This window comes from Marinobacter vinifirmus, assembly GCF_002258215.1.
GTDB lineage: Bacteria > Pseudomonadota > Gammaproteobacteria > Pseudomonadales > Oleiphilaceae > Marinobacter > Marinobacter vinifirmus.
The window spans coordinates 1-14,798 of the sequence record NZ_NEFY01000020.1 but is presented as its reverse complement, the minus strand read 5'-3'; the positions used below and the strand labels follow the sequence as shown (position 1 = coordinate 14,798).

Annotated in this window: 15 protein-coding genes and 1 pseudogene; all 16 read right to left on the bottom strand. The window is 50.7% G+C overall.

The genetic code is table 11. The features are described from left to right. Window positions 1–17: 17 nt before the first annotated feature. Window positions 18–977 (bottom strand): glycosyltransferase family 2 protein, encoded by a 960-nt coding sequence (locus B9Q17_RS15635; RefSeq protein WP_167373040.1) that lies wholly within the window; start codon window positions 975–977, stop codon window positions 18–20. Window positions 978–1,062: 85 nt separating this feature from the next. Continuing rightward, complete coding sequence (locus B9Q17_RS15630) at window positions 1,063–2,028, bottom strand: glycosyltransferase family 2 protein (protein ID WP_094625930.1); 966 nt, start codon at window positions 2,026–2,028, stop codon at window positions 1,063–1,065. 133 nt (window positions 2,029–2,161) lie between these two features. Continuing rightward, window positions 2,162–2,996, bottom strand: a pseudogene (locus B9Q17_RS18420) (IS630 family transposase); the annotation flags it as partial. A 491-nt stretch (window positions 2,997–3,487) separates the two neighbouring features. Next, complete coding sequence (locus B9Q17_RS15615) at window positions 3,488–4,480, bottom strand: glycosyltransferase family 2 protein (RefSeq protein ID WP_208618797.1); 993 nt, start codon at window positions 4,478–4,480, stop codon at window positions 3,488–3,490. Window positions 4,481–4,509: 29 nt separating this feature from the next. Then, window positions 4,510–5,568, bottom strand: coding sequence for a glycosyltransferase family 2 protein (locus tag B9Q17_RS15610; protein WP_094625927.1), 1,059 nt, complete (start codon window positions 5,566–5,568; stop codon window positions 4,510–4,512). Continuing rightward, window positions 5,565–7,037, bottom strand: a complete 1,473-nt coding sequence (locus B9Q17_RS15605) for a lipopolysaccharide biosynthesis protein (protein WP_094625926.1) — start codon at window positions 7,035–7,037, stop codon at window positions 5,565–5,567. Before B9Q17_RS15605 ends, B9Q17_RS15610 begins: the two co-directional genes overlap by 4 nt. Window positions 7,038–7,053: 16 nt before the next feature. Next, entirely contained in the window at window positions 7,054–7,740 is a 687-nt protein-coding gene (locus B9Q17_RS15600; protein WP_208618796.1) for a sulfotransferase, read from the bottom strand. Between the two features lie 8 nt (window positions 7,741–7,748). Further along, on the bottom strand, window positions 7,749–8,318 hold the full coding sequence (locus B9Q17_RS15595; RefSeq protein WP_244177411.1) for a sulfotransferase family protein: 570 nt from the start codon (window positions 8,316–8,318) through the stop codon (window positions 7,749–7,751). Window positions 8,319–8,338: 20 nt separating this feature from the next. After that, entirely contained in the window at window positions 8,339–8,572 is a 234-nt protein-coding gene (locus tag B9Q17_RS15590) for a phosphopantetheine-binding protein (RefSeq protein WP_094625925.1), read from the bottom strand. 11 nt (window positions 8,573–8,583) lie between these two features. Continuing rightward, window positions 8,584–9,513, bottom strand: a complete 930-nt coding sequence (locus B9Q17_RS15585) for a ketoacyl-ACP synthase III (RefSeq protein ID WP_094625924.1) — start codon at window positions 9,511–9,513, stop codon at window positions 8,584–8,586. A 25-nt stretch (window positions 9,514–9,538) separates the two neighbouring features. Next, entirely contained in the window at window positions 9,539–10,111 is a 573-nt protein-coding gene (locus B9Q17_RS15580) for a hypothetical protein (protein WP_094625923.1), read from the bottom strand. Window positions 10,112–10,124: 13 nt separating this feature from the next. Beyond that, complete coding sequence (locus B9Q17_RS15575) at window positions 10,125–11,069, bottom strand: DapH/DapD/GlmU-related protein (RefSeq protein WP_154707653.1); 945 nt, start codon at window positions 11,067–11,069, stop codon at window positions 10,125–10,127. Beyond that, window positions 11,066–12,166 (bottom strand): DegT/DnrJ/EryC1/StrS family aminotransferase, encoded by a 1,101-nt coding sequence (locus tag B9Q17_RS15570; RefSeq protein ID WP_094625921.1) that lies wholly within the window; start codon window positions 12,164–12,166, stop codon window positions 11,066–11,068. The genes B9Q17_RS15575 and B9Q17_RS15570 overlap by 4 nt, the downstream gene beginning before the upstream one ends. Beyond that, on the bottom strand, window positions 12,167–12,727 hold the full coding sequence (gene rfbC, locus B9Q17_RS15565) for a dTDP-4-dehydrorhamnose 3,5-epimerase (RefSeq protein WP_094625920.1): 561 nt from the start codon (window positions 12,725–12,727) through the stop codon (window positions 12,167–12,169). Between the two features lie 9 nt (window positions 12,728–12,736). Beyond that, window positions 12,737–13,606, bottom strand: coding sequence for a glucose-1-phosphate thymidylyltransferase RfbA (gene rfbA / locus B9Q17_RS15560; RefSeq protein WP_094625919.1), 870 nt, complete (start codon window positions 13,604–13,606; stop codon window positions 12,737–12,739). Between the two features lie 141 nt (window positions 13,607–13,747). After that, the gene (gene rfbD / locus B9Q17_RS15555; protein ID WP_094625948.1) at window positions 13,748–14,605 is read right to left on the bottom strand and encodes a dTDP-4-dehydrorhamnose reductase; all 858 of its coding nucleotides are present in this window, start codon (window positions 14,603–14,605) and stop codon (window positions 13,748–13,750) included. Window positions 14,606–14,798 lie beyond the last annotated feature (193 nt).

Below are 14,798 nucleotides of genomic sequence, written 5' to 3'. Positions count from 1 at the left end.
CATAAAAATAATGACGTCTACTTTCTAACTGAAAAATATAGAACCCTGAGCGATCGAATGGCAAAATCAGGAAGATACCGTAGAAAATCATACTTTGAAGGCGAACAGTAACTCTTCCAATCTGAACAGCGCAGCAATTCCCTCAATCCTTTAATATCACCTTTCGCAAACCTGACCTTTAAACCCACTTCCAGCCTGAAACATATGTACTCCTTCAAATCAGAGTCTACCGTAAGAGCATTACTTTTAATTCTCTCCTTTATCATCCTGAGCACAGGGGTGCTAGACATCCCTCCAAGCTGATTACCCAGTCGATTTTCTATAATAGCTTTACCAGAGAGCCCTGAGGTCAGATCTTGCCTGTAGTAAACGGAACAAAAATTCGAAATACAAACCCTCCCAGTCAGTGCAACCCTTGCCCACATTTCAACGTCCTCGCCGCTACTATATGGAAGGAATCCGCCCAGCTTGGAAAGGACCTTGCGCTTAACCGCCACCGAAGAGCTATTAACAGGAAAATTAACCTGAGACTCACGTTTAAAAAAGCTCGTAGTATAGCGATAATCCGACTCAGTATTCTTGACTTGGCTAAGCTGAAATTTTGGAGGCACCTTTCTTGACGAAGACGATACCATCACAACATCGGGCACGGTTTTTATCAACTCGTCGAGGTGAGAAAGATGTTCGGATGCCCAAAGATCATCAGCATCCAAGAATGCCACCCAGTCGCCCTTCGCGTGCTTCACTCCAGCATTTCTTGCAGCTGCAACACCAGCATTGCTCTGATCTACAACCTTAACACGCCCGTCAAAATTCTGATTAACAATATCCAAAGAACGATCCGTAGATCCATCATTGACTACAATAAGTTCGAAATTTTGATAATTTTGGTTAATGACAGAGTTAATCGTATCAAGCACTACACTCTGCTTATTAAACAGGGGAACAACTACAGAAAAAAAAATTTCTTCAATCACGAAAATTTACCAGATCTTTGATAAGGGGGAAAAAGGAATTATTCAATGATCTATTTTTCAGTTGAACCATTCAGCATAGAACGCTTCAACCGCCCCCCCCTGCCTTCATATCCCTCAGAATAGATGGCGTATTCCGCCAAGTTATTAGGCAAAAAAGGCGAAACCACCTTACGAATAAACGGTCCGGAAAACACTTAGAAAGGTAAACCTTTCTCAGAAATGGCGAAGGGATAGAAATCTTAGCAGCCCTTCCGAGAATTTCAGCATTTTCGATATGTTTTGCCCTAGATGCCAGCATGATAAACCGCAAGCAACGCAACCAAAACATTTGGCTGCTCAAAAGAGCCTCTACTTGGCTATGTGTCAAAACCTCCCTTTCAAAATCAATAATTAGTTTTTCATTGGTGGTTTTTGATCTGTTTATACTGGATATTCTTTTAGAGGATGCATCCTGCACGTATCTGTAAACTGCACCTGGATCATGAACGAATCGAGCGCCCGATGCCGCCAAACGTATATGTAGATTCCACTCCTGCCCTCTTGGCAGATTTACATCAAAACCGTTTATTCTATCGAGCATCCACTTTTTATGTAGAGGAGTGGTCGTCAATATATCTTGGAAAAAAAGCCCAACCACCTGATTATTGTACTTGAGCTTTGTACTTATATATTTTTCATTATCACCTTCGCAGAGCAAATAATCTCCATACACAATCACTTCATCGGGCAAACGCGATAGCAGCCTGACCTGTTTTGAGATGCAACCAGGTAACAACTCATCATCAGCATCCAAATATTTTATGTACCGCCCTTTGGCCACACTTAAACCGAAGTTCCTTGCACTTGGTGCTCCCTTATTCTCTTGCCTTAACAGAGTTACATTATTTTCCTTGGAGACGATTTCGTATGTACGATCAGAGGAACCATCATCAACAACAATAACTTCTAGAAAGGGGTAGTCTTGTGAGAGAACACTCTTTAAGCACCGAGAAATAGTTTCCTGGGAGTTATAGCACGGCACTATAATGCTTACCAAAGGCTTAGAATTCATCTTGTATTTCTGGCTCCTGACATTGAGATTTAATTAATGGATTATTTGGCATCACCAGATTCTTTTAAATTTTGTCTAAGACGCGAATGCAACATCGAAAGCACCAACCTAGTGTTGCGTCTGGTTAATCCTATTATTTATTATCAATAACGCTCAGCTCTGCTCGCGCTACTGAAGTCATAATCGATTCTGCACTGTTGTGTCAGGGGCACGGCTTTGCCAGCTTTTCATTATGAGTTTGGATAAAACGACGAATCGCCTTCTTCAGTTCGCCGACGCTGGTAAAAATACCACGGTACAGAGCGCAGCGTCCCAGTTGACCAAACCAGCCCTCTACGGCATTTAGCCAAGAGGGACTGGTGGGTGTGAAGTGGAGCTTGAACCGGGGATGTTTTTCCACCCAGGCTTTCACCTCTGGTGTTTTGTGAGTCGAGCTGTTGTCCAGAATTAGATGAAGGTCCTGCTCTTTCGGTGTTTCTCGATCAATTTGTCGCAGAAATCGAGAAACTCTTTGACGCGGTGGCGTTGTGTAGTGCTCCGAATCACTTCGCCGTTAAGGATATTCAAGGCCGCGTATAAGCTGGTCGTCCCATGCCTCATGTAATCGTGGGTCCGGCGCTCGATCTGGCCGTGTTTCAGTTGCAGCTTTGGTTGAGTGCGATCCAGCGCCTGGATCTTCGTTTTTCATCCACCGACCGCACCAGCGCCTTATCCGGGTGTTTCAGGTCAGCGGCTTTCCAGATCTGATGCACCTTGCCAGCGACTGACATCGACATATTCAGCCATCAACCGGACACTCCAGTGGGTTGATTCCTTGGGTAGCTTTTTGAACGCGTCATCAAGAATCGACTTGACCTTTTCCGGACCAGTTGGCTGGGCTGTTCGGGCCTTAGAGCGTCTTGCAGGCCACTCAGGCCCTGTTCGATATAACGGTTACGCCACTTGAAAACGGTAGGGGTGCTGGTTTCCGGGCCAAAACAGAATCTCCAAGTCGGTGAAAATCGACCTGACTGATAGCATATTTACGCTAAGGAATAACCCGAACGGGACACCAGGGCGAAGTTCTTTTCATGGTAATACTTTTGTTCTTGCTAATTACCAACTCTGGAATATCACATTCCAGTTGTCCAAAAACCCACTAAAATCCCGCTCCGCCGCAATACGACCATCCCCCAGCATCAACGCCTCCGTTTCCGCCTTTTTCAAGCCCCTGGTTTCCCAACATTGCTGCCCGGAGCCGTTATCCTTGGTCACCCAGATATAAGACTGCAGCAACTTAACGCTTAGGTGAATGGCATCCAGCCTTTCCAGCAGTTGCTAAGGGGTGAGTTTTACGTACTGCATGTATTTCATCCCCGGGTGTGTCAGGTGCTGCTAAATGTGGGCGCCTACCGAGTACTCGCCGGCGCGGATGGTGAGCGGAGATTGCATGGGTCTCCTTTGAGCTGAGGTGTCGACATCAGCCCATCAGGTCCCGCAAAACCGCTTTAAGCCCCTGAGTGTCCCGATATCCGCCCCGGAACAAAAGCCCAAGAGTTGCGAATATGCGGGGTAAGATCCACTTTTCTCGAACACCAACCCGCAGCTTATATGTCTTTGCGTTGTTTTCCGCCGTTTCAAGCATCTCACATATTCGTTCGTGGTATTTCTCGGGGGCAGCAGATATAGCCTGCTGAATTCCATCAACTCTCACCTGTTGTCGTGCAATCCAGTCGCTCTCCCTGTGCCGGCTATTGCCGTCAAAGAGAATTTTTAGACTCTTGACTGATTGAAGAAGCGAATGAATCTGAGCTTGCCACCTAGTAACCTTGGTAGTCCTGTTCACAATAAACTGAGACTCATTAGTCTCGTGCCGGCGGTAGTATTGGAGTACTCGGTCCTCAACAACTTTGCCATTCAGGGCCTCAGCGAAGTCCACAATCCAGTTGTCATGCGCTTCAATACCCCGAGGAATAGGCATACAAAAATCTAGCAACGCACGTCGAATGCCGCAGCAGCAGCCCATCACAAAGGCCTTCATAGGAAAGCCAGCCGACCGGATCTGGCCTACCTTGGTCAACCCCACCTCATTTAGCTCACCATCCGTAAGCGCCGCATCGTTCATTACCACCAACGCCTGCGGGTTACGCTCAGCAACATCGATCATGTGTTCGATCTTCTCAGGGAACCACACATCATCCTGGTCACTGAGAAAAACCAGATCGCCCGTTGTTTTCATCAAGGCCGCGTTAAAGTTGCCGCAGTAACCGAGGTTCTTCTCATTACGATGGAACTCAACGGTAAAGGGCGCGGTTTTGGCGAACTCGCGAACGATCGATTCGGTCTGGTCTGTGGAGCAGTCGTCTGTGATGATCAGTTCATCCGGCTGACGGGTCTGGTCTATGAAGCTTTGGAGTTGCTCTTGGATGTATTGGGCACCGTTGTAGGTGGCCATGGCTATGGAGATTTTCATAGTTAAAGCGTTCGACCTTATCTGTTCAGTTAGAGTCCGCTAAACCCGCCGCGTACCGCTCGAGCAGCCATACCCTTAGCTAGGCCAATGATTGGTCTAAGGTTTTTTGGAAAATAAGAAAAAGAATACACACAGAATAATAGATAATTTTTAAGCGCTACGCTGAAACGAATTGCCGGTGGATAACTGCAAATTGTGCTGTGGATTATTGCTCGATATTTGGTAACTGGAAACTCAGTATTTATGCGCTTAAGCCAGGGCAACAAGTTAAGGTCACCCGCCATAATATCAGCTGTCACCCAAGTACTAATACCGCCAGGGTTCTTTCTATAAACAGCCATAGGCGCTGGAAAATACTTTATCTTTCCCAGTGATAATAGAAGGAATGAAAGGGCTTTGTCGCCAGACACGATATTTTCCGGTATTTCGTTGTCTCTGAATACCTCACCACGCGCCATCAACGATGCCGTGTGATACTTCCGGCCAAACAACAAATCATCAAGTTCCCAATGATCTTTGTTTACCTCGGTGAACACCTGAGAACGGGATGTGTCACTTTCAAAAAATTTAACCGTTTGATGTGTGACTGCGGAGTAGTCACGATGATTTCCCAAAAAGTTCGCCTGCTTCTCCAGTTTTTGCTCATCAATCCAATAATCATCACCCTCGCAGAGGGCGATATAGCGCCCCTTGGTGTACTTTGAAGCAACAAAAGTCGGGCGCTTTCCCTGAGAAAACTGATTTTCTCTCTGGAATACAGGCTTGATGATATTCGGGTAACGAGACACGTAGCTTTCGATAATCGCTCGCGTTCCGTCTGTAGAGCAATCATCGTGAACAATCACTTCGAATGGGAAGCTTGTTCTCTGGGCTAAAAAACTATCGAGTGCTTCACTGATATATTTCTCTTGGTTGAAGGTAATGCACACCACCGACACCAATGGCACAGGAGGATCGCCCTGCCACCCACTCATAATCTCTTCCTCAGCCCTGGGCTTTGGCGGCTTAGGTACCGGATCACCTGGCTTAAAGCTCATACCCATCGCAGCTGGCTGCTCCATTACTTCACTACCTGCGACCACGTTCATTGACCCCCATACGCTTTCTTCCCAAATTTCTTTGTCAACCTGTCGTTAACCTTAAGCCAGATCATCCGAGCACCTTCAGCCCTCAACAAAACGCTAGCGAGAATATAGATAAGCAGACCCGCCACGCCTGCGAATAGCAGTGACAGTATCAGAAACGGCATTTCAAGCTGTGCAACCCACCAAGCCGAAATGCCGGCAAACCCTGCAGCCGCCAACGGTTTCACAACGTCTTTAATCTGATCAAAGAGTGAATAACCCACCAAACGCGCCGAAAAGTAAGTGTTAGGAATTAGCGCCAAAAAAGTCCCGATTACCTGACTTATTACAATGCCTATCACCCCAAAAGGTATCGCCAGGAACAACAGCGTCAGGTTAACGGCCTTCTTCACAAAGCCAACCTTCAACACAAGATCAGACCGGCCCTTTACGTTCAGCAGATTAATGTTCAACGCATGCAACGGATAAAGCGCTCCAACCACACAAAGCAACTGCAAATAAGGCACCGCCGCCGCCCAGCGCTCATCAAACATCAACTCAAACAACACAGGCGACAGCCCAGCCAGCAACCCCATGATCGGAGCAATCAGGAACATCATCAGCTGCATGATCTGGCGATACTTGTGCCGCAAAGCTGCGTTGTCGTCTTGTAAGGTCGAAAGAGCCGGGAAGGTAGCTCCCTGTACTGCACCCGTCAACTGCTGCGCAATCAGGTTGCTTACTTTCTTGGCTAGGAAGTACAAACCGGTCAACTCAGCACTAAAGAAGCGACCAATCACCAGCACATAGGAGTTCTGGTAAAGCACAGACAGCAGCCCTTCCGCCAGAAGGTTTCTGCCAAAGCTGAACAATCGGCTGAACGATTCGGTACTGAATTGCAAAGCTGGCCGCCATTGGCTAACCAACCAGAGCACCAGTGCTGAAATCAGTGCTGAACTCAGCATCTGAACCACAAGGCTCCATACACCCCACCCGCTCCAGGCAGCGGCTACCGCCAGGCAACCTGACACCACCACGCTCAGCGTATTGGCCTTCATCCGGGTTTTAAAGTCCATCTTGCGGCTGAGTACGGCAGTTTGCACAACCTTGGCCGCATTGATGAAGACAACTAAACCCATCACCTGAATCAAAGGTGTCAGTTCTGGTTGACTGTAGAAAGCAGTGATATAGGGAGCGCCAGTAAATAGCGCTGCATATGCAACGAGACTTAGTAGCAGATTGGTGTAGAACACCGTATTCAGATCGGCTTCAGAAACGTCTTTACTACGGATGAGCGCAGCACCAAGGCCGGAGTTGATAAAGGCATTTGCCAACTCAAAAACCACCGTCGCCATGGCCACTAAGCCGAATGCCTCTGGCGCAAGAAAGCGAGCGAGGAACAACATGAAGATGGTGCCGGCTCCTCGGGTGAGGAACAGGCTCGCCAGGTTCCAGAGCACCCCCACACCGATTTTTCGGTTCATCGCCTGCATCAGATGTCGCCGTTCTTCACGTGCGGTTTTCCCACGGGAAATCGTCAAACGGCGAATCCACGCCCAGAAAATCGACGAATTTCTGGTACGCGCCCTTTTCCGCAACGTTGATCACCAGCAGGTCTTCCGGGCGGTCTTTGAAGTACTCGATAATTTCCTGATTGTATCGTTCGTAGTGAGCAACCATGATTTCCTTGTTGTAAGGGTCATCGTCTGGTGTGCCGTGCACTCGAACAACGTTATACATGAAGCCCGGCTGAACGTAGGTTGCGCTTTTCAGGTCTTCAACCGTAGGGATTCGACCGTCCTTGCCGAACATTTTGGCGTGGAAACGGGTGATCGACCGATACCACTGTTCTGCATCGTCGCGGATTGTGAGAATAAACTTGCTGCCCGGGTAGGCTTTATCCAGGTGCTTGTAGGTTTCCGGGTAGCTGAATGGTACATCCTGAAAGACCTGGGCGGTCTTGCAGTAATCGACGATGGGCTGGAAGTTGCCGGCGAAGTAACACTCGCCGGTCAGAATCTCCGCTTTGCGCTGGTTGCCTACGGGGTAGTCCAGATCTTCGAAAGCGCGCTTCAGGGAGGTCGTCCCTGTCTTGTTCCGGCCTATACAGAAATACTTGACCTTGCCCGAGGCTTTTCGCTGGTTGCGCAGCTCTGTTGCCTTCTGGCGAAGGCGGTTTTTGATTTTACCTAACACGATTTTGCTTATTCCTTGCCCGTTGTGACTGCTTCATAAACCCGCTCCGCATCCCCCTGCGAATACTCCTCCAACCGCCACCGATTGGTATTCGAGAAACTCACTTCCCCGGAGTACTCGGGCACCTGCTCTGCTCTCACTCCACCCTGCTCAACCAATCGGCGGGTGATTTCGTTGTAGTAGTACTCCGGCCGCTGGCAGAAGTCTTCGTACTGAACCACCAGTTTTTTGTGCTCTGGCAGCGCGGCAATGCCCTGCTCCACCGAGCGGTTGATGGCTGCGATCTGGCCGGCCACAGACTCCAACGGGTCCAGGTCTTTGAGGTGCGGGTATTCTTTTATCTTGAACGAGTACCAGGTGTTGATGTCGCCGTACTGGCGCTTTCGGGCTTCCAGCGCAGACTGGATGTTGAAGATCGGGTCGCGGCGAATCCAGATGAACAGGGGCTTGTCGAACTGTTCGGCCAGCTCCGGGATGTTCTGGTTCATGATCATGGCTTTCATGGCGAACAGCTTTTCGAAGATGTTCGCCATTTCGTTCAGTTCGTCCTGAAGGCGGGCAAGGTCAATTCTTGCCACAACTCAATCATCGAAAATTATTACTTCAAAATAAACTCAACAATCTTCTCAGGAGTATCCAACCCCTCCGCCTCATCATCACTAATGGCAACCCCAGCAGCCTCGCCCACATCCATAATCACCAGCATCACATCCAGTGAATCTACACCCAGGTCCACAAGTGTTTTGCCCATCTTGTCTTCAGACATTTCCAGGTCTTCAACATTTTTTTCCAGCATGGACATAACAATTTTTACAGCTTCTTCGCGGTTCATAGTGCTTCCTATTAGTTTGGTTTTACTTCTTCATAGATTGCTGTCGCCCAAGATAATCCGACACCGAAGCCTGACATAAGTATTCTTCGGGGGTTGTTATCCAATTCTGCTTCCATCAGGAGCGGAATAGACGACGAAACAGTGTTTCCGGTTTCAGAGAGCCTGATTGGGGCCTTTTCAGCAGGTATTCCAGCTCGTTTTATAGTGTTTTCCAGCATAAAACGACTGCCCTGGTGCAGCAGAAACAGGTCAATATCGTCAGCAGTCAATTCTGCGGATGCCAGCGTGCGCTTGATCTGCTTGGGTACATCCTGCAAAGCAAAGTTGAACACAGCCCTACCGTTCATTTCCAGGCCATGTTCTGTTTTCTGAAGTGCCTCACTGCCAGTACCTTTGGTAGAAAATTTTGCGCTGGCTAGTTTGTAGCGTGGTGTATCGGTGATATATGTAACCGACGCTGCATCACCAAACAGGAGACAAGTATTCTTATCTTCCGGGTCAAGAATTCGAGAATAAGGGTCACAGGTGAAAAGCAAACCCTTTTTCATTCCGTTCGCAGCCATAAAAGACTGAATCACGCTTAAACCATAAACATACCCAGAGCATCCCAGCCCGATATCGAAGCAGGCGCAGTCTTCAGACAGTTCCAAAGCAGCGTGAACCAAAGCTGAGTTATGGGGCAAGCCACCCTTGTCCGGATTTTGAGTGCACAAAACCACGCACTCAATCTCTGACTTGTCGGTCTGAACCTTTTCACACAGGCGGTCGAAGGCTGCTGCGCTGGCACTAACAACGCTGTCTGTCTCCTCAAACCGAGGCAGAGTTGCCACGCCGATTTTCTGCTCGACAAACTCACGATCTGTTTCAAACCGGTCTGCCTGCTTCAAATTATCGACTCGACCTTTCGGCAAATAACTCGCTACCGACTGAATCCCTAACATGAGTGGCTCCTATTATTCTAATGCGTCATGAAAAGTACATGTCAGCGATTTTCTCGCCATTAACCAAAACATCACTACAGGTTAGCCGTGTGCCCACCTGTTTGGTGATGCGAAGTTCCACCTTATCCATCTCGGGGATTGGAAACTGGCCGTCATACCGGGAAAAGACCCATTTTTTTGAACTATCCACACACTCCTGGTGCATTTTCTTGCAGAGTGATACCAGCAGTTCAATCCTGTCCGCATGGTGAGGCTTGTCCTGAACGATGGATTTATCGCCGACGATGGAGCCACGGCAAGCTTCTGGCTCATCAAACTCCTGTCGCACGGCTTCTTCGGTTTCAGTCGCTGCATTAATGCACAGGGAGTAACTCTCACCGTCGGTTCCAGCTATTTTAGCGACTACCGCATCGGCTGCTGTTGGCGCACGTTCGTCCAGAATGCAAACCGGATTGTGAATCATGTGCTTGAATGACACATTAATCTTGCCTTCCGCCGCCCCTCTCTGACCAGCTACCTCAACCAAGGCATTAAACAAACTGGTTCCTTGGATATAGTTTCGGTTGCCCTTGAACACAAATTTCAGCACTTCCGACATAACAACTCCTAACCTATCGTTTGGGGCCGGTTTTCAGGCCAACCATTCGCTTGGCGGGATTACCGAACATCGAATGGTTCGGTTCAACATTTTTGACCACAACACTGCCCATACCCAGCGATGCTTCTGCGCCGATCACCAGGTTGTCCCGAACACTGACGCCCATTGCGATGGTCGCTCCGGCGTGCACCGTGGTATGGCCACCAAGCAATGACCCAACAGACATCCAAACCCCTTCCTCGACAACTGCGCCATGGCCTACATTGCACAGATTGCCGATGACTACATCGTTCCCGATAAACGTGGCGGCAAGAATGCCTCCGGCAATCACAGCATTTGCACCGATTTCAGTGTTGTCGCCAACAGACACACCACCCACATGGGGAAACTTCAGCAATCGACCGTCAGCTGCCCGGTACACCGTCACTCCGTCGCTTCCAATCACCACGTTTTCCCGAATGATGGTATTCCTGCCAATCCGCGAACCACGCTTGATAACGGCACCGGCACAGATCACGCTGCCCTCGCCTATTTCGACGCCAGGCTCGATAACGGCTGAGCTTGCAACCTGCGCCTCGCTCGAGACCGCTGCCTCACCGGTGTAGCCACTCCAATGGGCATCTACGCCTGTTGAATCAATCAACCACGTAAGCACGTCCATAAATACAGCTCTGGGGTCTGACACCACACAGAATTGATTGGAGCCTTGGATTGATTCATCCGGCAATTCATCCGTTAAAACAAAGGAGCCTGTTAACTCTGCACCTTTGCCAAAATGCTCGGCGTTAGCAAAGACAAGCTGATTATGACCACCGGTACGGGAGTCACAGATGCCTCTCAATTCCAGACCTTCGGCACCGACAAGTTTAATGGGAGCAACCAGCTTCTCAATAAAGGCAACGATTTTTGAAGAGTTAACCGGTTTTCTAAAAAAGGCGCCCGTTGGTCGAGTTATCACTGAGCAACCTCTGACACTTTCTTGGATATCATCTCAATCTCTTCAACTTTCAAGCCGGAATAAATTGGCAAACAGATAATGCGCTCAGCCAGCTTTCTGGATTCCGAACAGGCCGTTGAAGTTGCCTCCAGAGCGGCTACTGCATCCAGTGATGGATAAAAGTAACGACGCGCAAGGATGCCTGAATCACGGAGGGAGGACATAAGTTCGATTACCTTCGCCTCGTTTTCCAATGCTACCGGATAGTAGGCATGGTTGTAGCTCGCACCCGCTTGAATGCGCTGCTTCTGGAGCTTGCCGGCAAGAAAGTGATTGTAAGTCTCAGTAACGGCTTGACGATCTGCGCTGATTTGTTCGATCTCATCCAGCACGCACAACCCCATCGCCGCCTGCATTTCGTTCATCTTGGCGTTGATGCCCAGCTCTTCAATGCTCTCCGGCCCGGTGATGCCGAAGTTGATCATTTTCTTCGCCCGCTCCAGGTCTTCTTTGCGCTTGAAGATAATGGCCCCGCCCTCGCCTGCGTGGAACAGCTTGGTGGCGTGGAAGCTGAGAGTAGCGGCATCGCCGTGCTTGAGCAGGCTTTCGCCTTTGTAGTTCACACCGAAGGCGTGGGAGGCGTCGTAGATGACTTTCAGGTTGTGCTTTTGGGCGATGGCACCGATGGCCTCTACATCGCAGGCATTGCCGAATACGTGCACGGGTACGATGGCCCGGGTGTTCGGGGTAATGGCCGCTTCGATATTGGCCGGGTTCAAGCACCAGGTGTTCGGATCTATATCTGCAAATACCGGCTGCACGCCATCCCATTTCAGGGAGCTGGCGGTGGCGATGAAGGTAAACGGGGTGGTGATGGCCTCCGGCTGTGCGCCGGGAGTTGCATCGCTCACGCCCAGGGCGCGGTAGGCGACTTGCAGGGCCAGGGTGCCGTTGGAGACCAGCAGCAGGTTTTCAACGCCCAGGTAGTCTTCCAGCCGTTGGGTGAGCTCTTGTACCAGTTGGCCGTTGTTGGTTAGCCATTGGCGTTCGTAGATGCCGTCCAGGTATTTATCCAGTTTTTCCCGGCTGGGGAGGTAGGGCTTGGTGACGGGTATCATTCAGTAATGCTCTTTGAGTTCAGCCATGGCCTGTTCCAGGTTTTGGGCTTCTTTGTCTTTGCCGGATAGCAGCAGGTCTTGCGGGTTGGCTACGTCCCAGTTGACGTTCAGGGTTGGGTCGTCCCAACGGATGGAGCGGTCGTGCTCCGGTGCGTAGAAGTCTGTGCACTTGTACTGAAAATCCGCCGTATCACTGGTTACCAAAAAGCCGTGGGCAAACCCCGGTGGCACCCACAATATTCGGTTGTTTTCTTCCGAGAGGTATTCCCCTACCCACTGGCCGAAGGTGGGTGAGTTGGTGCGCAGGTCTACGGCTACATCGAACACTTCGCCACGGGTTACCCGGACGAGTTTGCCCTGGGGCTGTTTGATCTGGTAGTGCAGGCCGCGCAGGGTGTTTTTTACCGAGCGGCTGTGGTTGTCCTGCACGAAGGTGGCATCAATGCCGGCTTCGCGAAAGGCTCTTTCGTTCCAGGTTTCCATGAAGAAGCCGCGTTCGTCTCCGAACACTTTGGGTTCGATGAGTTTTACGGCGGGAATCTTGGTTTCGGTGATTTTCATAGAGTTGGCTTACTTGGATTTGACCAGTTTCTTCAGGTAGGCGCCGTAGCTGTTCTTTTTGAGGTTTTCGGCCTCGGCCAGCAGTTGTTCTTCGCCGATGAAGCCCATGCGGTAAGCGACTTCTTCCAGGCAGGCGATTTTCAGGCCCTGGCGCTTTTCCAGGGTTTCTATAAAGCCGCTGGCTTCGTGTAGGGAGTCAAAGGTGCCGGTGTCCAGCCAGGCGAAGCCGCGGCCCAGCAATTCGACGTTCAGATCGCCCCGTTCCAGGTAGGCCTGGTTGACGCTGGTGATTTCCAGTTCACCCCGGTGGCTGGGTTCTACCTGTTTGGCGATGTTGACTACGTCATTGTCGTAGAAGTAGAGGCCGGTTACCGCGTAATCGGATTTCGGGTTGGCCGGTTTTTCTTCGATGGAGATGGCGCGGTGGTTGTCGTCAAACTCCACTACGCCGAAGCGCTCTGGGTCGGTCACCTGGTAGCCAAATACGGTAGCACCCTTCTCTCGCTTGGCAGCGGCTTGCAGCATGTTGCTGAGGCCCTGGCCGTAGTAGATGTTGTCGCCGAGTACCAGGCATACGCTGTCTTCGCCGATGAAGTCTTCGCCGATGATGAAGGCCTGGGCGAGACCGTCCGGGCTGGGTTGTTCTGCGTAGCTCAGGTTAATACCCCATTGGGTTCCGTCGCCGAGCAGGCGCTGGAAGCCTTGTTGGTCTTCGGGGGTGGTGATGACAAGGATGTCCCGGATGCCCGCCAGCATGAGTACGGAGAGCGGGTAGTAGATCATGGGTTTGTCGTACACCGGGAGAAGCTGTTTGGAGATGCCTCTGGTGATGGGGTAGAGGCGGGTGCCGGAGCCGCCGGCGAGGATTATTCCTTTCACTTTTGCTTCCTTTGATTTTGGTGCAGAGGGGTCTGTCCTCGTAGGGACAGACCCCGTCGTAACATTTTTGCCACGAAATCCACTAAAGAACACGAAATAAAAAACAAAGATTTAAAGATTTTTTAGTGTTCTTTCGTGGGTTTAGTGGCAAATTTCTTCGAGATATTCATTGAGCGTCAGCGCCAGTTGGCTTTGCCAGTCTGGGAGCTGGATGTTTAGGGCTTGCTGCAATCTGGTTACGTCCATCCTTGAGTTCAGCGGGCGTTTTGCCGGTGTTGGGTAGTCGCTGGTGGGGATGGGGTTGGCTTTTGTGTTTTTGCCGGCCAGGCGGAAGATTTCTTTGGCGAAGCCTTGCCAGCTGGTTTCGCCGGTTGGGGCCAGGTGGTAAAGGCCTGCTTCCAGTTGGATGTGCACGGCCAGTGCGGTTACCTGGGCGATGAGCCTTGCCGGTGTGGGTGCGCCGATCTGGTCTGCCACTATGTTGAGTTCGGGTTTGGTTTCGGCCAGGCGCAGCATGGTTTTCATGAAGTTGTTGCCGCGGGCGCTGTAAACCCAGCTGGTGCGGAAGATTAGGTGGTCTACTCCGCTTTGCTGGATGGCTTCGTCGCCCTCTAGCTTGGTTTGGCCGTATACACTCAGGGGGCCGGTGGGGCTTGTTTCCTGCCACGGGGTTGTGCCGGTGCCGGGGTAGACGTAGTCGCTGCTGTAGTGGACCAGGCGAGCGTTGTTGGCCTTTGAGTATTCTGCAAGCTGTTTGGGTAAGCCGGCGTTGAGGCGTTGGGCTTCGGTTTGCTGGGTTTCGGCGGCGTCTACAGCTGTCCAGGCGGCGGCATTTACGATCAGGTTTGGCTGGGTTTGGGCCAGGTAGTCGGCTACGGCTTGTTCGTTGGTTAGGTCGAGCTCTTCTCTGCCCGGGGCGGTTATGGGGCCCAGGGGGGAGAGGGTGCGGTGGAGTTCGAAGCCTGCTTGGCCGGTTTTGCCTAGTAATAGTATTTTCATGGTTTGGGTGTTGCCGGGTTTGGGTGCCAAGAGGCTGCCAATCTGGTGCAAGGGGGTCAGTCCACGTAGGGACAGACCCCCAACCATCACTTGTCTATGCCGAGACGTTCGCGCTGGTAGCTGCCGTCTTGTACGCGTTGGCACCAGTCGAGGTTGTCGAGGTACCACTGGACGGTTTTGCGGATGCCGGTTT